The sequence below is a fragment of the Deltaproteobacteria bacterium genome, from assembly GCA_016183235.1.
Classification (GTDB): domain Bacteria; phylum UBA10199; class UBA10199; order DSSB01; family JACPFA01; genus JACPFA01.
Map to the genome: position 1 here is coordinate 1 of JACPFA010000038.1, position 19,533 is coordinate 19,533.

The window sequence follows — 19,533 nt, forward strand, 5'->3', positions numbered from 1 at the left end:
CGCTAATTTCTTTTCCAAATGCCCGACCGTCGGCCGACAGCTGAATTCTCGAATCTCGCCGGTCTGTGAGTTTATTCCACAACCGTGGAATAAATTATCATCGACATCGATTGCAATAAAAAATATACCTTCATTCATTGATGGCCTCCTTTGCTTAAGTGTTGTTGCAACAAACCATTTTGTTGCACTCTCTTATTGGGCTAACCAGCGCCCGGTGGCAAGTGCTGAGGTCATCCATATCTTCTAATGGGATTAGCGGGCACGGAAGCCTTCCGCGTTCTCGCCCAGAGGCGAGCCGCGGCTTTCCGTGCCCGCTAATCCGCATTGGGGGCCCCGGCGATTCCGCGATGGGTCGAAAAAGCTAACTCAACTGCAAAGTCGCCTCACTCTATTTTTATATAATCTCAAATATTTGAGAAGAAGTCTTTTCGAGGTAGGGAGAGGTCAAGGGAGAGCCCGCGCCCGGTCGGCCTACTCGGGCTCTCCATTGGCCTCTCCCTACCTCGAAAAGACGTGGCAATATCAGGGCTTTAAAATGTAAGGCGGTTGCTATAGGTTCAAGCCTATGATAGGAAAATGTTTTTCACAAAACACCCTTTCGACGGGTCTATCATTTGCTTGGAACCTGCATGCCGAAAATTTTGCGGAATTGTTTAAAAATTTGTTGGGTTTTGATGCTCTTATTGGCTGGTCCCATTGCAAATGTTGCTGCTCAAGAATCTCTACCCGAATCTTTACCAGAGACGGAAAGTAGTTTTTTAAACAACGCCATCGATGCCAACCATGAACTTTTAGTAAGTCTTGATGATTGTATTAGAATGGCCCTCCTTAATAATAAAGAAATTCGTGCTTCCGATTACGATATTGAGGCGGCGCAGTGGAAACTCCGCGAAGCCAAAGCCGGTGGTATGCCTGTGGTGGAATATAGTGTTGAATTAGGCCCAGCCCCCACCGATATTGATGACGCCCTTGCGAGCATGTTTAATGGGAACATTACGTTAGCCAGTCGGTTTAGACTCGAGTTGGGTATTCCGGTTTATACCTTTGGGAAATTATCGATTGCCCAATCTTTGGCAAAAGATGGGGTTCAAGCTGAACGGGTTAAAAAAGAACAAAAAGAAAATGAAATTGTGGTTAAAGTTAAAAAACTTTATTGGGGGATTTTATTGGCGAGAGACCTCATTGCCTTATTGCAAGAGGCCGAGGGGCATTTAAGTGCCGAAATCCGGCGTAAAGAAAGTGATGAGAAAGAGCCCCCCGATCCTGTAGCCATTACCAAATTAAAATTATTTCGTTTCGAAACTTCTAAAAAGCTTTATGAAGCTGAGCAAAAAGAGCAATTAGCAGTAGAAGGTTTGCGCATTACCCTTGGTGTTTCTAAAAATTATAATTTGAGTATTTTAAACAGACATCTTCAGCCTACTAATTTTAATGTTAAAGAGTTTCAAAGTTATTTAAGTGGTGAGCGAAAAAATAACCCTGATGAAAAATTGCTTAATATTGGCCTGCAAGCCAAAGAAAAACAATATCGCTTAGAAAAACGGGCCTTATTGCCCGACATTGGCGCTGGTGGCTTGTTTGAATTTGGTGTTTCCACCGATCCCATTACCGGGCTGGCTGCAGATGATGACTTTAACAACCCCTTTAATTTTGTAAGAGCAGCGGTGGGGGTTCGGCTTAAAGGTAAACTCGATATCAATGGCCAAGTTTCAAAAATTAAGCGTACTCAAGCCGAGTATTATAGTGCTGCCCTTAAAAAAAGTATTGCCAAAGAAGGGTTAGAGCTTGACTTGCGCAAACAATTTGAAGAGGTAAAAAGGGCTAAGCAAGAACTGGAAGATTCTGATAAAGGCCGGCAATTAGCGCGCCAACTCGTTTTTTTGACTAAAAGTAACCTAGATATTGGAATTGGTGAACCCAACGAATACGCCGATGCGTTGAAACAATACCTCATTATGCGAGGTCGTTATTTAGAAAGCACTTTTAATTATAATACAACGGTGGCTGAACTAGAAGCCAAAATTCAAAGCGCCAGTGAGTTGGTGCAAACGAGGTGATGATGAAAAAAACAATTTTAAGCTACATGTCATTTTTATTATTCATCTTCTTTTTTAGCGCCGTTTCATGGGCAGCCCCCAAAGGTGACGGGGGGGAAGGGCAGGGTAACACCGTCAAACGTATGGGTAATATCAATGCAGCCCCTGGCACACCCACTCGAGCTATTTTAGATATCGAAGATAAAATGAAGTCTTATAAAACTCAAAAACCGCTTAGCGCGGCTGATGAAGAATACAATGCCAAAATAAAACGAGAAATCATTCAGGGCACCTTTGATTTAAGAGAGCTGTGCCGCCGTTCGCTTGATAAACATTGGGATCAACGCTCCGGGGCCGAGCAAGATCAATTTGTCAATCTTATGTCGCGCATTCTTGAAAAAAAGGCCCTTTTTACCAGTGAACAAAGCAAAACAAGGGGTAAAAAATATGTGGTTAATTATCGAGGCGATAGTTTTTCGCAAGGGAATATGGCCATTTCAAAAATTCATATTCGCACCCAAGACAATAACGAGGTCAACATTCAATACCGGTTTCGCAAAGTGGGGTCGCAGTGGAGAATTTACGATGTAGTGGTAGACGATGCTAGCCTGGTTGATAATTATCGCTATCAATTCGATAGTATCATTAAAAAATATGGTTACGGCGAACTTGTCAACCGCATGAATAAAAAATTGATGGAACATGATGAATAAAAAACGTTGCATCATGATTTTGGCTGATGGGGCTCGTTACAGCACTTTCCAAAAGCTACTCCAACAAGGCCAATTGCCAGCTTTTGAAGAAATTTTTTTAAAAGAAGGCAAGCTCTTAAAAGGGGTTAGCGTTTTCCCTTCCACCACGGGGCCAGCTTATTTGCCTTATTTAACAGGGTGTTTCCCCGGCACCTGTAATATCCCCGGGATTCGTTGGTTTGATAAACAAGAATATTCTGCCTTCGTTTTTTCCACTTGCAAATTTCGCAGTTATGTAGGGCTAGAGAGTTATTTGATGGACCGCGATATGAACTCAAACATCCCCACGCTCTTTGAGCTCATCCCTAAATCTTTTAATATTTTCAGTGCGGTCAGCAAAGGCGCCAAACACCATGTCTCCCGGCATGCCAAAATTTGGTATTGGTTTTATTGTCATCTTACCGATCGCTGGGATGTAGCTGATAAGGCCGCTTTTCAAAAAACTTTGAAAATCATTGAGGGCGATTTTGAATTTTTATTCGTCGTGTTTCCTGGGATCGATGAATTTTCTCATTTAAGTTCGCCCGAGCATCCCTCAACCTTAGAAGCTTATCAAAAACTCGATACCTATTTTGGCGAGGTGGGCACGCGTTTAAAACAATTGGGCAAATACGATGACACCCTCTTTTTACTAGTAAGCGATCATGGGCTGTCGGAATGCCATACCCATTATGGAGTAGGGGAGATGTTAGAAACTCATGGGTTAAAAACGCTGTATCACCCTAAGGTTCATCGCTTACGCCTAGATGCGGCTAGTATGACTTCGGGCAATGCCATGACCCACATTTATTTCAAAGGGCAAAACCAGTGGGCCGAGCGCTTAACTCATGAAGCATTGCAGGGCCAATATGCAGAAATTTTAGCAGAACTTAGAAATGAACCCGCCGTTGGTTTAATGTTAACTCAAGCTGCCTCGGGTTGGATCAATGTTGAAAGTAAAATTGGCCAAGCCATTATCAAAGAAAATCCAGATTCAATTGAGTATCAGGTTTTAAAAGGGGACCCCTTTGGTTATTCTGCTTTGCCCACAAAAATGACCCAACAAGAGGCCTTAGCTCAAACCATCCATACGCAATATCCTGATGCTTTAGTTCAGATACCTCAGCTATTTCGTTCATCGCGTACCGGTGATGTGGTTTTAAGCGCTGCACCAGGCTATGACTTGCGTCTACGCTTTGAAAACCCCGAACACCAATCCGGCCACGGCGCTCTGCACGAACAACACATGCTTGTGCCAATCTTTATCAATGCCCCCGTCACTCAAGACTACGCCCGCAGCGTGGATGTGTTTCCCACCGTATTAAAATTAATGGGCTTAGAGATTCCTGATGGGATTGATGGAGAGGTTATTCATTAACTCGGGCGCAACCCGGTTGATCAACAAAACCAGGAGCAGCCATGTCAGTATAATAAGCTTTTACAAAGACATCTAACTTTCCATCTAAATAACTTACAACCATTGCATTGGCCCACCGATAATTTAAATTGCTGCCTTCCAAATGATGCTGAAGCCCAACTTCAATAAAGGCTTTTGAGAGTGTTGTATTAGCAAAGCCACCTTTTTGATAAGCACCCAGCTGTTGTTCGGTAAAACCAATACGAAACAATAAATACCGCGCCATCGTCATATAACCACGCACCTCGTTAGCCAAGGCTACTTGTTTGTTGACTTCCCCTAGACAGATCTCACTCCCCATTTCCAAGGTTTTTAATACATAACTCCATGCAACCACACTGTCATAAGTAAAGGTTTTAATCTCTTGTTGGGCAAAATCTAAATTAAATGAAAATTTTGTGCGAACTTGGTTTGGGCTAGGGGCATGAGGTGATTTAGGAATAGTATGCTTGTGGCCATTGTCACATTTTAATTTCCATTCAACACTCCAATTTTCATTACGACGCTTTTCGGTGAGCAGATGATCCGTTTCATGAATTAACAAACTAGCCGGTGCCCCAGCCGTAACGATCATTTCATTATTTATTGGATCGTAAATGCCAATAAACCCTTCAGGAACTTCGCCTTCATTTGGGTAACGAAATTTAACATAAGGTAATTCTTCTTGGATTAATTTCAAATCAGCCAGCAATTCATCGTAGATTTTGGGCCGGTCTTGCATTTTTTCGAGAGCGGCAATATCGAGATTGATTTGCTTACTTAGCGTAGTTTTTTCAGGGTGATTGAAATTAGGAGCGGGTTTAAAGGTGGGTTCCCATTCAATAAAGTCCCAAAAAGTAGAGGGATTTTGTTTGATGAATTCTTGGGCCTTTACAACACGATTTTCACCAGGCTTAATAGTAAATTTCTCAAAATTACCCTGCTTTCCATCACCATCAAGATCAGCCCAATAAGTCGTCGGATTAATTTGATAAAATTCAGCTTTTTTTTTGAATTCCGGAGCTCCCATATCCACCTTCTTAATTTTATCCCACCCTGATTAAAGGCTTATCGTTTTCTAAACAAAACTGTTGCTCAGGTTAAAAATAGACACTTGACTGGTTAAATAGTCATGATAATGTATATCCATGGCAAAGCCGCATAATTCCGGAATTAAGATTAGTGACTTTAAAACCCATTGTTTACGTTTGCTCGATGAAACGGGAAAGAAAGGCAAGGAGTATACGATCCTTAAAAAAGGCGTACCGTTGGCTCGAGTTGTACCTGTGAAAAAACCCAAAAAGATTGTTCGTAGAGGTTCTTTGAAAGGCCTAGCCACTTTAGAAGGTGATATTGTTTATGTTAGTTTTAGCGAAGATTGGGACGTGTTAAAATAGTGAAGATTTTGCTAGACACCCACATCCTACTTTGGTGGTACCTCGATTCTCCAAAGATTTCTACTGAATATCTAAGAATTCTTGAACAAAAAGAAGCACAAGAACAACCCATAGGTCTTTCAATTATTTCTTTGTGGGAAATTTCTAAACTTGTTTCATTAGGAAAATTCAAAATCAATTTTTCTCTTGATCAATGGTTTTTTGATCTTGAAGAAGATCCGCTTCTTCAAATTTATCCGTTAAGTGCAGGGGTCATTTTGGAGAGCAATCGCTTGGGTAATGAATTTCCTAAAGACCCTGCTGATCAACTCATTGCAGCAACAGCGCGTTATCATGAACTTCATCTCATGACAGTTGATAAACTTATCATTCAATCTAAAATGGTGGCCGTAGTATGAACCCTGTCCTTTTGTTAGTGAGCAAGGGGAACTAGTTTTGAAGATAAGATTTTTTTGTCGCGAGTCAAAAGGGGGATTTTATGAACAACACTTGTGGCCGCAATGATTTCGTCAGCCGGATCTCCTTTAAAATCAAGTTGTATGGATTGTTGGCAAATGGCTAAGTCTAAAGGAATGATTTCGATTCTTGCCAAAATTTGACGAAATTCCTTATCTTCTAGATCGTAATCAATTCGTTTGAGTTGGGATAGCTTGGCGATTTCCCATAAAACAATGGCAGAAATACACCATGGATTTTTGGAAAGTAGGCGTCTTTCAGATAGGTTTAAATCACCTGTTAAGGCATAGAGTAAAATATGGGTGTCAAGATTGAGCATTCCATTTTACTCCGGTGGATAAAACTTCATCTTTAATTTTAAGCTTTCCCTTTAAGCGCCCAATCAATTGAGCAGAATCTGTGTTAAAAGGATAAATTTTAGCAATGGGTTTTCCTCGTTTGGTAACGAGCAAGCCATCGGAATCTAGTTGTTCTAAGATGGCAAGGCACTGTTCCTTGAATTTTGCAGCCCCAATTTTTTTCACAAAGCCATTATACTATAGACAAATAAAATGTCTAGTCATTTTAAATGTCCATTATAATGCTTCACTCTTGCAGGGAGAGCGCTTGGGTTATTTTGTCAGCCGCGCTCCATCGGCGACCCTCATGGGACTAGCCGGCACGGACTTCCTGTCATTGCGAGCCCAACGGGCGTGGCAATCTCACCGGTTAAACAGAAGAGATTGCTTCGGCTGGCTGGCCTCGCAATGACAGAGGAGACCCCGCCGCATAAGCTAATGGCTTCCTCAACAATTTGAGCACTCTCCACCCGTCACTGAAGGGTTACAGATCAAGCAAAAATACCCTTGACCAAGTAGAGGAGTTATGTCTATGAATGAATCATCATTCATTATGAATGGTGGTTCATTCAATTTATGGAAATAGCTAAAAACACATCAGAAAAGTACCAAAAGATCATCGAGGCCGCTACCAAGGTCTTTGCGAAAAAAGGTTTTTATAACTCCAAGGTGGCGGATATTGCTGCCGAGGCCGATGTGGCCGATGGTACCATCTACTTATATTTCAAAAACAAAGATGACATCCTTATCTCTATTTTTGAACACAGCATGGATGTGTTTATCTCAACGGTTAAAAAAACCTTAGAAACTTCATTAGATCCTGCCGAAAAGTTAGAACTATTTATCAAATTACATTTAGAACTCGTAGAAAAAAATCCTTATGTTGCCCAAGTTTTACAAATCGAATTAAGGCAAAGCTCAAAGTTCATGAAGGAATATGATGTTCGTAAATTTAAGGCCTATTTAGAAATTATTTCCGAAATTATTCAGCAAGGGCAAAGCAAAGGGGTCTTTAATAACAATTTAGATTTACATGTTTTGAGTCGGGCCATTTTTGGAGCAGTCGATGAAATGGCACTGGAGTGGATTTTACTTAAAAAGAAAAAATACACGCTCGAATCTTGTGCCAAACAATTGGCCAATGTTTTTATTAACGGTTTGAAGAAATGCAGTGAAGAAGAAAATAAAAAACATGATGTCATTGCGAGCGGTGTCATCCCCGCGAAGGCGGGGATCCATGATAACGAGCGTGGCAATCTCGAAAGGAGATAATATGAAAATAGCTGTTTTAATTAAGCAGGTACCCGATACCGAAACTAAAATTAGAATCAAAGCCGATGGCAGCGGGATTGAAACCGATGGTATTAAATACATCATTAGCCCCTACGATGAATTTGCGGTGGAAGAGGCCATTCGTACCAAAGAAAAAAATGCGGGGAGTGAAGTGACAGTCATTTCGTTAGGGCCCGATCGTTGTGTCGAATCCATTCGTACTGCATTGGCCATGGGTTGTGACAAAGCTGTACATGTACAAGATGGTGGGCAAGACTTTGATAGTTTTCAAACGGCAACACTATTATCACAAATTATCAAAAACCAAGGGTTCGAAGTTGTTTTTACAGGCAAGCAAGCCCTCGATAAAGATTCTGGCCAAGTCACTCAAATGATTGCGGAGTTATTAAATTGGCCCCAAGTGACTGTTGTAGAAAAAATTGAGTGGCAAGGAAACGTTGCTAAGGTAACCCGGCGGGTGGCTGGAGGCGCCAAAGAAGTTTACGAAGTGCAGTTGCCTGCATTATTAGCCGCTGAAACTGGGCTTAATACCCCGCGCTATGCTTCACTGCCCGGGATTATGAAAGCAAAATCTAAACCCGTGGAAAAATTAAATGCTGCGGATTTGTTGGCTGGAGCAACCGCGAAAGTTACTTTAAGTAATTATCGCTTGCCTCCTGAAAAGGCGCCCGGGCGAATTTTGCAAGGCGAATTAGATAAAACCATTCCTGAATTGGTCAAATTATTAAGAGAAGAAGCCAAAATTATTTAAAGGAGTCCAAAAATGTCAAACGTATTAATTTTAGCTGAACACGAAAATGGTCGAGTAAAGAAATCTGCCCATGAACTTTTAAACATTGGCCAAAAGCTAGCAAGTCAAATCGGTGGCCAGGTTGAAGCCATGGTTATAGGCCAAGGTTTGAATGACCTCATTCAAGATTTAGGTTCTTTTGGAGCAAAAAAAGTTTATGCCGTCGAGAATGCGCAATTGACAAAATACAATACCGTTGGGTTTGCCAAGGCCTTAGCGGCCTCTGTTGAACAAGCTAAACCGAGCATTGTGCTGGTTTCGGCTTCTCCCTTAGGCAAAGATTTATTGCCTAGGGTAGCGGCAAAGTTGGGCTCTGGCCTTGCAAATGATGTGACCGATTTAAAAATTAATAATGGCAAATTGCTTGCCACTCGGCCGGTTTATTCTGGCAAGGCCTTGGTTGATGTGACGTTCAACACGGATTTGCAATTAGCCAGTGTACGGCCTAACAGCTTTGGTGCGGGTGAACCTCAAAGTGGGCAAACCGCCCAAATGGTTCCGGTCGCAGTTGATTTGGGCACACTCCCTGCCATGATGAAAGAGCTGGTTCAAGGTAAGTCAGATCGCCCTGATTTAACTGAAGCAGAAATGATTGTTTCAGGTGGTCGGTCTTTAAAGTCAGCCGACAATTTTAAAATTCTTTTTGAATTGGCCGATGTCATTGGTGCATCAGTGGGTGCCTCCCGGGCAGCCGTTGATTCAGGCTATGCGCCGCATGACATGCAAGTTGGGCAAACGGGTAAAGTGGTTAATCCCAAGTTGTATATTGCTTGTGGGATTTCCGGTGCGATTCAACACTTGGCTGGCATGCGCAATTCAAAAGTTATTGTGGCCATCAATAAAGATCCCGAAGCACCCATTTTTACCAAGGCCGATTATGGGATCGTGGCGGATTTGTTTCAAGCCGTGCCCCTGTTAACCACCGAGTTTAAAAAACTTTTGCAGGGTTAATCCAGATTACCCTGTCATCCCGGGCTTGACCCGGGATCCATGATGGATTACCCGGCTTGACCAGGTAATGACATGAGAGAAAGGCAAATATATGTCATCTTATAAAAAAGGTGCTAGTTTCCTACTTGATGATGTTGGTTCTGAAGAGGTCTTTATTTTAGAAGAAATCGACGAAGCCACCAAGGCATTAGGCCAGACTGCTCACGATTTTATCACCAACGATGTTTTGCCAAAATCCGATGCCATTGAGCGGCAAGAATCAGGTGTCTCTATTTCCTTGCTTAAAAAAGCCGGTGAAATTGGTTTGTTGATGGCCGAAGTTCCTGAAAAATACAATGGCCTTGGTCTTAATAAAGTTGCTGCCACGGTGCTGGCTGAAAACTGTGTGGCACAAGGGTCTTTTTCAGTGACGATGCTTTGCCATACCGGCATTGGTACCTTGCCCATCCTTTATTACGGAACCGAGGCCCAAAAACAAAAATATTTACCCAAGCTTGCTACCGGAGAATTTGTAGGTGCCTATGCGCTAACCGAGGCAGGTTCTGGCTCCGATGCCTTGGCAGCTAAAACTAAGGCTGTGCTTTCGGCCGATGGCAAACATTATATTCTGAACGGCGAAAAGATGTTTATCACCAATGGGGCGTGGGCGGATGTCATTACCGTATTTGCCAAGGTCGATGGTGAAAAATTTACAGGATTTATTGTCGAGAAAGACATGCCGGGCGTTACCCATGGGCCTGAAGAAAAAAAGATGGGCATCAAAGGTTCTTCAACTACCACGATTGTTTTGCAAGATGCCAAGGTGCCGGTAGAAAATGTGTTAGGGCAGGTTGGCCGAGGGCATAAAATTGCGTTTAATGTTTTAAATGTTGGCCGGTGGAAATTAGGCGCAGCCAGTATTGGCAATTGTAAAAATGAACTGATGCACGCGGTTAAATATGTCAAAGAGCGCAAGCAATTTGGTCAGCCTTTGGCCGATTTTGAATTAATCCAAACCAAAATTGCTAACTGTGCGGTGCGTACTTTTGTGACTGAAAGTATGATGTACCGCTATGCCCACGATTTAGACCAAGCCCTTGCCACCTTAGATTCTAATGCTACCGATTATTACGATCAATATTTGAAAGCCGTCGAGGCCTACAATATTGAGGCCTCTATTTGTAAAGTCTACGGTTCCGAGGCCAATGCCTTTGTGGCCGATGAAGCTGTGCAAATGCATGGTGGTTATGGTTTTATTCAAGAATATCCCGTGGAATCGGCCTATCGCGATTGTCGTATCACCCGCATTTTTGAAGGTACCAACGAAATCAACCGTCTTCTTATCACGGGCACGCTTTTCAAACGAGCCATGTCAGGCGAAATGGACCTGATGGGTCCCATTCAAGAAGTGATTGGCCAATTAAAAACTGGTTTTACCATGAAGGGAGAGGGTGTTCTGGCTAATTCAATGAATAATGTGAACCAACTTAAAAAATTAACCCTCTATATTAGTGGGGTTGCGGTTCAAAAATACATGGCCGACATTAAAGACCGGCAAAGTTTTTTGGCCGAGATTGCGGATTTTATCATTGAAGTTTACGCCGTCGATAGTGCACTGGCCCGTACTTTAAAATTATTAAAAATCAACGATCAGGAAAAGGCGGCCATTCCTATGGCCATGGTTCGGACCTACATTACCGACAAATGTAATGAATTAGTTACCCGTGCTAAACAATTTTGCGCCAACATTTGCCATGGTGATGAAGAGGGTTTTACAAAATACGAAAAGGCCATCGATCGAATTTTAAAACCCAAACCCCGCGACACTTTGAACTTCCGTTTAGACATCGCAGCCCATTGTATCGAACACGATGGCTACGCCTTATAAAGGTTTTTATTCAAGAGACTCAGCTAAATATTCAGCAAAGTCTTTCGTTTGAATCTTTTCTTCAACTTCTTTATCCCGCGTTGCGTCTCGCATCATGGTAAGACAGAAGGGGCATGCGCTGGCAATGCCTTGCGGATTAACCGTTTGCAAATCTTCTAAGCGCTTATGGTTCACCCGAGTGCCCGCCCGTTCTTCCATCCACATACGTCCACCGCCGGCACCGCAACAGCGGCCAATTTCGCGGGATAGAGCTGCTTCTTTGACCTCTAAACCAGGGATGGATTTTAAGACATTACGAGGGGCGTCATAAATATTATTGTAACGACCTAAATAACAACTGTCATGATAAGTAATGCTTTGCTTTAAGTCTTTGGTGGGTTTGATGCGGCCTTCTGCAATCAGGTTTTCAATAAATTCTGCATGATGCACAACCTTAAAATTTCCACCAAACTGGGGGTATTCATTTTTCAAGGTGTTAAAACAATGTGGGCACTGGGCCAGCACCGTTCTGAATTTATATTTGTTCATGGTGGCGATGTTTTGTTTGGCCAAGGTTTGATATAAATATTCATTGCCAATTCGACGAGCCGAATCACCCGTGCAGGTTTCTTCGGGGCCAAGGATGGCAAAGTCAATGCCGGCTTTTTGTAAAATCTTAACCACGGCGACAGAAACTTTTTTGTTTCGATCATCAAAAGAGCCTGCACAACCCACCCAATAAAGCACATCAACTTCAGGCTTTTCAGAAAGTAGCGGCACGCCTAGGTCTTTAGCCCAAGCCGCGCGTTGATCAAACCCAATACCCCAAGGGTTGCCATTGGTTTCCATATTTTTAAAAGTATTCTGCACTTCGGTAGGGAATTCGCCCTTCATAAGCACCAAATGGCGGCGCATTTCTACAATTTTGTCGACATATTCAATCATGACGGGGCAAGCCTCTTCGCAAGCCCTACAAGTGGTGCAACTCCAAAGCACTTCAGGGTCAATGGGGTTGGGCACGAGGGAGTGATTGGCTTCATTGCGAATATTTTCATCTTTGCTCAATAGCTTAGCCGTATTTTGGTAGGCATGTTCTTTAATATCGTTTAGAAATTTTTTAGGATTCAGCACCTTGCCAGTATTATGAGCCGGGCACTGCGCTGTGCATCGCCCGCACTCCGTGCACGTGTACATGTCAAACACATCTTTCCAACTAAACTCCGTTAATTTATCGACGCCAAAGGTGGTGGCATTGGGATCTTCCAAGTTGATGGGTTCAAGCTCACCGTAAGGTCGCAAATTTCGCAAAAAGATGTTGGGAAGAGCGGTGATGATATGAAAGTGTTTGCCATAAGGTAAAAAGTTAAGAAAAACCAAAATCAGTGTGATGTGTATTAAAAAGGAAGCATTGCCTAAAATTGACAAAACCCCTTCGCTTAAAGAAAAGTTAGATAGCAAATTGGCTGTAGCAACGCTTAACGGGGCTTTCCAGGTTTCAGGATAACTGGTCAGTACAAATTCAGCACCATCAAAGAGCAAGTCGGTGATCATGAGGGTTGCGATAAAACAAAGGATGATAACACCTTCTATAGAAAGGGTAATCCGTGCGGGTTTGGTAATGAGACGGCGAATCAAAAAAACAGCTACACCTAAAAGAACAAGTCCAGAAAAGACATCTTTGGAAAGATTGTAAACTCCACCGAGAATACCCGTAGTACCCAATAAAGGAAGATGAAAGCCTTCTGAAAACCCCATCCCAAACAGTGTGATCGTGCGTAACGAGACAACGCAAAAACCCCAAAAAATAAAGGCATGAAAAAGCCCAGGCACGGGGTCTTTTAAAATCATTCTGGATTGGGCAAAACCATATTTTAAAACGGCGCCGATGCGTTGGGGGATCTTTTTAAGACGCTCCGGATCGGGTTTGGTAGCCAAATGGATGAGGCCATAGCGTGTGTAAATAGAATACACAAAAACAGCAAGACCTAAGACGATGACGAGGGCAGTGAAGATAGGAAACATGGGGGCGGTATAACCCAGCAGTCCCAGGCGGGCAACAAAAATCAATTTGCCCAAAACCCTACAAGTAGGTATAGTCTTCGAGAATTTTTTACTGAAGTCTTTTCGAGGTAGGGAGAGGCCAATGGAGAGACTTTTAGGAGGGCGGATCCAACGCATGCGCCTCAGGACAGGCTCCGGAGGGCATCTGTCATTGCGAGCCCAACGGGCGCGGCAATCTCACCGGTTAAACCGATGGGATTGTTTCGTCGCAGACTCCTCGCAATGACAGAGACCCTCATAGGCCGACCGGGCGCGGGCTCTCCCTTGACCTCTCCTTACCTCGAAAAGACTTCAGTAAAAAATTCTCGAAAACTATACATTCTAAACTCTCCGTGTCATTACCCGACTCAGATCGGGTAATCCATGATGATGAAAGGGGCGATATGAAAAAGTTTATTGGTGTTTTGGTTGTTTTGGGTGTCTTGGCTATTGCTGTGTTTGCGGTCATTAGTTGGGGGGTTGGAGTTTATAACCAAATTGTTCAACTTGAAGAGACCGTTAATGAAAAGTGGTCGCAAGTGCAGAATGTTTATCAACGGCGGGCTGATCTTATCCCTAACCTTGTGCAAACCGTGAAAGGCTATGCTGCTCATGAGCAAGAAACCTTAACGCAAGTTGTTGAGGCTCGGGCTAAGGCTACCTCTATTTCAGGTGATGCCTTAAAAAATTTGGTGAATGATCCTGCTGCGATGGCTAAATTTCAAGAAGCGCAAAGTGGCTTGAGCAGTGCTTTGTCGAAGTTAATGGTTGTGGTGGAGCGTTACCCTGATTTAAAGGCTAATCAAAATTTTCTTGAATTACAAAGTCAATTAGAAGGTACCGAGAACCGCATTGCTGTAGAGCGTAAACGATTTAATGAAGCGGCTCGTGAATACAATACTTATATTAAAAAAATCCCACAAAAATTTGTGGCTTCTTACAAAGGGGCGAAGGAAAAGGCTTATTTTGAAGCCGAAGCTACTGCGCAAAAAGTTCCTACTGTGGATTTTGGGAAGTAATTTATTATTTTAAGAGAACCTATAATGTCATATATAGATCCCGGATCAGAGTCCGGGATGACGTCATGCCGGACTTTGATCCGGCATCCATTCATTTCATTCCGAGCCGTAAAAAAGAAGATTGCCACGCTTGCGCTCGCAATGACATTATTGTTTATCCCTCAGTTTGTCCATGCCTTCGATATTCCCTCCAAACCCGATAATTACGTTAATGATTATGTTTCTTTGTTAGACCCTACCGACAAGGCTTATCTCAACACGCTATTGGCTGATTATGAAAAACAAACCTCTAATCAGATTTTTGTTGGGATTTTTAATAGTCTTGAAGGCGAAGTTTTAGAAGACCTTTCGATAAGCATTGCGGAGGCTTGGCGGGCCGGCCAATTAAAAAAAGACAATGGCGTACTCCTATTGATTTTTTTGAATGATCGCCAATTAAGGATTGAAGTGGGTTATGGCTTAGAAGGTATGCTCACCGATGCAAAATCTAAATCAATTATTGAACAGATCTTGGTTCCGCGGTTTCGAACTCAACAATTTGGTTTAGGATTAAAAGAAGCCGTTGCCACGATGATGAAGACCATTGGCAATGAATTTAGCAACGAGTTTACTCAACAATACGGCCAAAATCTTGCTAAATTAAAGAAAAGACAAAAGCCAATCTGGGTTCCCCTTTTTGGATTACTTTTGTTTTTAATCATTATGGCTAACAGCCGCCATGGGCGAAGAGGTATTACCTTTGGAGGCTCGTCGGGTTCAGGGTTTGGAGGTTTTGGGGGATTTGGGGGCGGTGGCGGTGGTTTTGGTGGGGGTGGCGGGGGAGGTTTTGGCGGAGGAGGTGCCAGTGGGCGTTGGTAAATTTTTTTCAAATGAAGAAAAAGAAAAAATTATTTCGGCTATTCAAACCGCTGAAAAAAACACTTCGGGAGAAATTCGTGTTCACCTGGTAAAACATTTAAAGGGAGATATTTTGGAAGAAGGGAAAAAGATCTTTGCACAGTTGGGTATGACTAAAACAGCCCAACGCAATGGTATCCTTTTCTTACTAAGCCTCAAAGATCATCAGTTTGCCATTTTAGGCGATCAAGGCATTCACGATAAAGTTCATGCCGAGTTTTGGCAAATAATTCGCAATGAATTAGAAGGTTATTTTAAACAAGGGTTGTTCTCAGATGGTTTAGTGGCTGGCATTTTAAAATGTGGAGAAGAGCTCAAGCGCTATTTCCCTTACCAATCAGGGGATAAGAATGAACTGCCAGATTCAATTTCTTCGAATTAATTTAAGGCTAGGGCTGCCAATGCTTGGTTGGCTGCAAACCGGATTTGTGGGATGGGGTCTTTTGCATATTTTTGGAGAACTTTTTTAGTTTCTTGATCATGGCTATGGTAGGCAAGAAGGAGTTTTGTTAACTCAAGTGCCTCTCTTCTCACCGATGCACGGGGGTGCGTGCTGAATTGATCTGATATTTTAAGCCGCTGTTCGTCAGAGACCTCATGGGAAAGAACCGCGAAGCGAAGTGTATTTTTAACTAGGTCAAGATTTTGAGAAGTTAAGAATTTTTCAAGTCGGGCCCATAGTCCGCTTGGCAAATGAATATCAGAATGATTGTAGGTCATTTTTTGTAGGAAATAAACGACAGCAGGGCTTAAGGTTTCTTCATTGAGCAACGGGATGATATGATTAACCATTTCTTGGGTCGTGCCTTGACCAAAATTTTTAATAAGATCTGCCTTCAGAGAATGATCAGAGGACCGTTTAAGCATTGTAAAACAAATGACTGTTTCTTCGGACTGAGTATCTGGGGATGAGGGCTTAAACCGTAAATACCGATATATCTTAGCGTCAAGGAAAACGGGGGTTTTTTTTACAAGAGCAGGATCTCTCAAAATTGGGTGTAATACGGCATCTTTTTCAAATAGAGCTGCATCGAGTAACCATGATTGTACGGTCACATTTTGGGATTGCCAAGCTGCAATATAGAAGTCTTTTCTTTCTTCGGGCGGAGTACTTGCCAATTGCAATTGGTAATAAGCTAGGGCTAATTGTGGATCAGTATTGGCATCGATGGTTAAAGGGAACATTTGGGTATAGGTTTTCCAACTTAGTTTTTGCCTACTACGTAAGGCTGTTTGTAAAATAAGAAGCCGATCGGATGTTTTATATTGATTCCAAACTGTCCGAGCATAAGCCACCATTTTTTCTGTAAGTTTTTGGGTGCCTATCTTTCGATGAGCCCTGTGTTCTTCCATCGTAGCAACTAGCATCCAACGTTCAACGATTGCCACTACACGCTCAACATCATCGAGAGGGATTTTTTTGAGAAAATCGTCTAATTGTTCCCCATTGTTCAACACAAGATAGTGACTCAAAAGTTCAGCAGCAATTTCAGGATTAGGTAGTACAGCTAATTCATCCCTTAAGTTTTTCAAAATGTAAATTCCTACAAATTCATCTTTCAAACCCTGAAATGCTTGATAACGAACTCCACCATCAGCATCGCCTTTTGCTACGGCTAACAGGAACTCTTGGGAGGGCTGGTCATAAGCCAAGGTCTTAGCGGCTGCCTTTCGCACATGAATCCGGTCATGAATCAACAGCTCTTGCAGCCGAGTTCGCAGTGGTTCGCTTAAAGGCCCTCGTAAAGACGTCATGACTCTTGTAACCACCATCTCATCTTCATGTTCTAGCAGTGGGTCTAGAAGATTTTTATAACGTTCATAAGAACCAACGGGGAGTTTACTTAAGAGTAAAGTTAATGATGCAACAGGAATCTTGCCACCCTCAAACCAGGCCACCATTTCTTCCCAGCTGGGGGGTCTTGGGGACCAACTCAAGAGCGTTAATGCCTTTGCCCTGCCTTCTTCATGCGGCCCTACCATTTGTTGTTTAATCATTTTATCAAGCTTAGGGGAAGCTTGCTTTAGAACCTTTTGTGCTTCTTCATATCCTAGATTGAGAAATTCAGAAATAAGTACAAACATAGCTTGGGTTTTGAGGGGAGGAAGTTTTTGCATAACTTCATCAAACAAATGGGTTGCTTCAACACTAATTTTTCTTAGACGAAAGAGGGCTTTAATGGCGACCGCCTGCTGTTCATCACTAGATGAACGGAGAAATTGGGCAATGGTCTTAAATAATATTTTATCGCCTTGTTTTAAGACAGAAATTAATTTTGAAAGATCTGTGCGAGAAGAGGGATTACCAAGTTCTTTTGCAAGATCAACCCGAAAATAAGATTGGCTTCTCCACTCTGCAAATGATTCTAGAGCAACTAAGCGTATGCCAGGATCGCCGGAATGCAAGGCCTGAAGAAAGGCTTTTATTTGAGGGGCCGCTACAAGACTATGAAATTTAGGTAAGGCATAATATTCAAGCCCAGTCTGGGCAAGACCGCGTAATGCCCCAACCACCGACTCACGCGGACCTTTTTTAGCTACTTCTTGCAAAAGTAGGGGCAAGGTGTCTAACTCTCGTTTTGCATAATGCCCCACGAGTTCAAGCTGTAAGCCCCTTGCTGCAGGTTCAGCCCATAAGGGAAGCGCAATTAATTGTGGAGCCAAATCATAGCTTAAGTCAAAATCTTCAGGCATGGCTAATAGTTTGCGAGCATCGTTGACAAAGGATTCAGGATTTTTTGTATTCAAAATTCCAAACCACAGCGGGAGTTTGGTTAAGACCTTTTCTCCATAGCGGTTCAAATATTGCAGAGTGAATGGGGTTGGAATTCCATCTTGTAAGAAGAGATGCTCGGCCAATCTTTTGTTAGTTATTTCAGGATTAAATGTTTCTCCAAAGTGGCGACTAAATTCTTGTTGTAATTCTTCTAATGTAGCTAATTTGCGACGAACCTGTAAAACTTTGTTTCCTTCCATGTAAATAAGGATGGGCAACGATTGAGAAGAGATCGATTTATCATTCAATTGCTGCCCCACTTTGGCTGCTAAGGCTTCATCCGTGGTCCAGGAGTTATAGACCTTATAAATTGGAATAGTTGAACCTAGAGTTACCTGAAAATTATCAAACTCTTGGGCTAATTGCTTACAAGCGCCACAACCAGGATCGGAAAGCATCAACAATTTTCTACCAGGGGCATCAATAGCCGCTGTTACGTCGGTAGCATCATGCAAGGGAATGGCCGAGCGACGGTAAGAACCTCGTAACCCTAAGAGATTTTCTTCGTTGTAATGTTGTAGGGCATAAAGAAAAGGCTCTCGCAAGGAAAGGATATCGGGTCTACCATCCAGATCAATCAACCGGTTAGCCGCCTCACGCCAATAGGGGATAAATCGCCCACATTGGGTGGTTTTTGTATCGGAAATAGGGGCTTGGGCTTCTAAATATTTAGAACCAACCAAGGTTTCTTCTAGGATTTGCGGGACAGGGCCACTAAAGCAGGGGTCAGCCACAAACACAACCCCCATGACGGGTAAGCCCTTAAGTTGTTGAGCCAAACGTTTAACGCTATAATGTTGCCCCTGTGGAAAAATTAATTGCGGATCATCACCTTTTAAATCGCCATGACCGGTCCAATAAACCACCAATAGATCTTTAGGCCCAGCCTTGGCAGTAAGCTCGGCCATAGCGCTATCAACACCTTCTTGGCTTGCAGCAAAATAGCTACCACCCGCTAAAACAGGGGCAGAAGGCCCTACGAGGATTGTATTTTCCCAAGCCGTTCCAAAAAAACGCCAAGTCAGGGCCATTTCATCAGCATTTGTTTGGTGAACTTTGTCTTGTTCATCTCCGTTAATATTTAAATGCCAAAGTTTTTCATGAGGTGGAAGATCTAGTGTTGCTTCAACGACATCTTTACCGGAGGCGTGTTGGCCTTTCCAAATTTGATAATCTTCGTTCATCCCAAACTTGCGTGCATAAAATGAAATATCATCGGGGTAGCCTTGAGGGAGTTTTTCAAATTTTTCTTGGGTAACATTCTTGAGTTGAGCAGCGATGGAATCAGAATAAAATAAAGTCAGATAGGCACGAACTTCTTCGTTCGAATAAACTTTATTTTTTGTGTAAAAATGATCGGCTTGTAAAACAGCTTCTATTTCTGCTTCGCTGATCTCAGCGGGCTTGCCATCTTCCCTAGCCAGGGTTTCGACAAATTCACGCAAATATTCATAACGAACAAAAAGAGCTTTCCCACCCATGATAAGCAATATTCGTAAAAACTAATTTTTAGTTGTGTAAAATTTGTATTTCTATAAAACATTTTACACCTATTATTTTTTTGGAT

General features: G+C 42.6%; 16 protein-coding genes. 11 read left to right on the plus strand and 5 right to left on the minus strand.

The window, feature by feature from the left end; genetic code table 11:
• Positions 1-629 precede the first annotated feature (629 nt).
• The 3 genes from HYU97_09385 to HYU97_09395 are packed head-to-tail and all read left to right on the plus strand — an operon-like array spanning position 630 to position 4,145.
• Positions 630-2,057 (plus strand): TolC family protein, encoded by a 1,428-nt coding sequence (locus HYU97_09385; GenBank protein MBI2336954.1) that lies wholly within the window; start codon positions 630-632, stop codon positions 2,055-2,057.
• A gap of 2 nt (positions 2,058-2,059) precedes the next feature.
• Positions 2,060-2,749: an ABC transporter substrate-binding protein gene (locus HYU97_09390; protein MBI2336955.1), complete on the plus strand. Its 690-nt coding sequence runs from the start codon at positions 2,060-2,062 to the stop codon at positions 2,747-2,749.
• Positions 2,742-4,145 (plus strand): alkaline phosphatase family protein, encoded by a 1,404-nt coding sequence (locus tag HYU97_09395; GenBank protein MBI2336956.1) that lies wholly within the window; start codon positions 2,742-2,744, stop codon positions 4,143-4,145. Before HYU97_09390 ends, HYU97_09395 begins: the two co-directional genes overlap by 8 nt.
• On the opposite strand, the gene HYU97_09400 is transcribed toward HYU97_09395, so the two are convergent.
• Positions 4,135-5,193 (minus strand): hypothetical protein, encoded by a 1,059-nt coding sequence (locus HYU97_09400; protein ID MBI2336957.1) that lies wholly within the window; start codon positions 5,191-5,193, stop codon positions 4,135-4,137. The two genes, HYU97_09395 and HYU97_09400, sit on opposite strands and share 11 nt — an antisense overlap.
• A gap of 118 nt (positions 5,194-5,311) precedes the next feature.
• On the opposite strand from HYU97_09400, the gene HYU97_09405 reads away from it, so the two are divergent.
• Positions 5,312-5,560: a type II toxin-antitoxin system prevent-host-death family antitoxin gene (locus HYU97_09405; GenBank protein ID MBI2336958.1), complete on the plus strand. Its 249-nt coding sequence runs from the start codon at positions 5,312-5,314 to the stop codon at positions 5,558-5,560.
• Positions 5,560-5,958 carry a type II toxin-antitoxin system VapC family toxin gene (locus tag HYU97_09410; GenBank protein ID MBI2336959.1) on the plus strand — a complete coding sequence of 133 codons (399 nt, stop codon included), beginning with the start codon at positions 5,560-5,562 and terminating at the stop codon, positions 5,956-5,958. The genes HYU97_09405 and HYU97_09410 overlap by 1 nt, the downstream gene beginning before the upstream one ends.
• Before the next feature lie 14 nt (positions 5,959-5,972).
• On the opposite strand, the gene HYU97_09415 is transcribed toward HYU97_09410, so the two are convergent.
• A complete protein-coding gene (locus HYU97_09415) occupies positions 5,973-6,335 on the minus strand; it encodes a type II toxin-antitoxin system VapC family toxin (GenBank protein MBI2336960.1) in 363 nt (120 codons plus the stop codon).
• Positions 6,322-6,540 (minus strand): hypothetical protein, encoded by a 219-nt coding sequence (locus HYU97_09420; GenBank protein ID MBI2336961.1) that lies wholly within the window; start codon positions 6,538-6,540, stop codon positions 6,322-6,324. Before HYU97_09420 ends, HYU97_09415 begins: the two co-directional genes overlap by 14 nt.
• A 390-nt stretch (positions 6,541-6,930) precedes the next feature.
• Here HYU97_09420 and HYU97_09425 point away from each other — a divergent pair, with 390 nt between their 5' ends.
• From HYU97_09425 to HYU97_09440, 4 genes are all read left to right on the plus strand, one after another.
• Positions 6,931-7,626 (plus strand): TetR/AcrR family transcriptional regulator, encoded by a 696-nt coding sequence (locus HYU97_09425; GenBank protein ID MBI2336962.1) that lies wholly within the window; start codon positions 6,931-6,933, stop codon positions 7,624-7,626.
• A gap of 1 nt (position 7,627) precedes the next feature.
• Positions 7,628-8,398: an electron transfer flavoprotein subunit beta/FixA family protein gene (locus HYU97_09430; GenBank protein MBI2336963.1), complete on the plus strand. Its 771-nt coding sequence runs from the start codon at positions 7,628-7,630 to the stop codon at positions 8,396-8,398.
• Positions 8,399-8,410: 12 nt separating this feature from the next.
• Entirely contained in the window at positions 8,411-9,388 is a 978-nt protein-coding gene (locus tag HYU97_09435) for an electron transfer flavoprotein subunit alpha/FixB family protein (GenBank protein MBI2336964.1), read from the plus strand.
• Between the two features lie 91 nt (positions 9,389-9,479).
• Positions 9,480-11,255 carry an acyl-CoA dehydrogenase family protein gene (locus tag HYU97_09440; GenBank protein ID MBI2336965.1) on the plus strand — a complete coding sequence of 592 codons (1,776 nt, stop codon included), beginning with the start codon at positions 9,480-9,482 and terminating at the stop codon, positions 11,253-11,255.
• 6 nt (positions 11,256-11,261) lie between these two features.
• On the opposite strand, the gene HYU97_09445 is transcribed toward HYU97_09440, so the two are convergent.
• Complete coding sequence (locus HYU97_09445) at positions 11,262-13,256, minus strand: (Fe-S)-binding protein (GenBank protein ID MBI2336966.1); 1,995 nt, start codon at positions 13,254-13,256, stop codon at positions 11,262-11,264.
• Positions 13,257-13,678: 422 nt separating this feature from the next.
• Here HYU97_09445 and HYU97_09450 point away from each other — a divergent pair, with 422 nt between their 5' ends.
• Positions 13,679-14,293, plus strand: a complete 615-nt coding sequence (locus tag HYU97_09450) for a LemA family protein (GenBank protein ID MBI2336967.1) — start codon at positions 13,679-13,681, stop codon at positions 14,291-14,293.
• Positions 14,294-15,011: 718 nt separating this feature from the next.
• Complete coding sequence (locus tag HYU97_09455; GenBank protein ID MBI2336968.1) at positions 15,012-15,572, plus strand: TPM domain-containing protein; 561 nt, start codon at positions 15,012-15,014, stop codon at positions 15,570-15,572.
• On the opposite strand, the gene HYU97_09460 is transcribed toward HYU97_09455, so the two are convergent.
• Positions 15,569-19,447, minus strand: a complete 3,879-nt coding sequence (locus tag HYU97_09460; GenBank protein ID MBI2336969.1) for a hypothetical protein — start codon at positions 19,445-19,447, stop codon at positions 15,569-15,571. The genes HYU97_09455 and HYU97_09460 overlap by 4 nt on opposite strands.
• Positions 19,448-19,533: the final 86 nt, after the last annotated feature.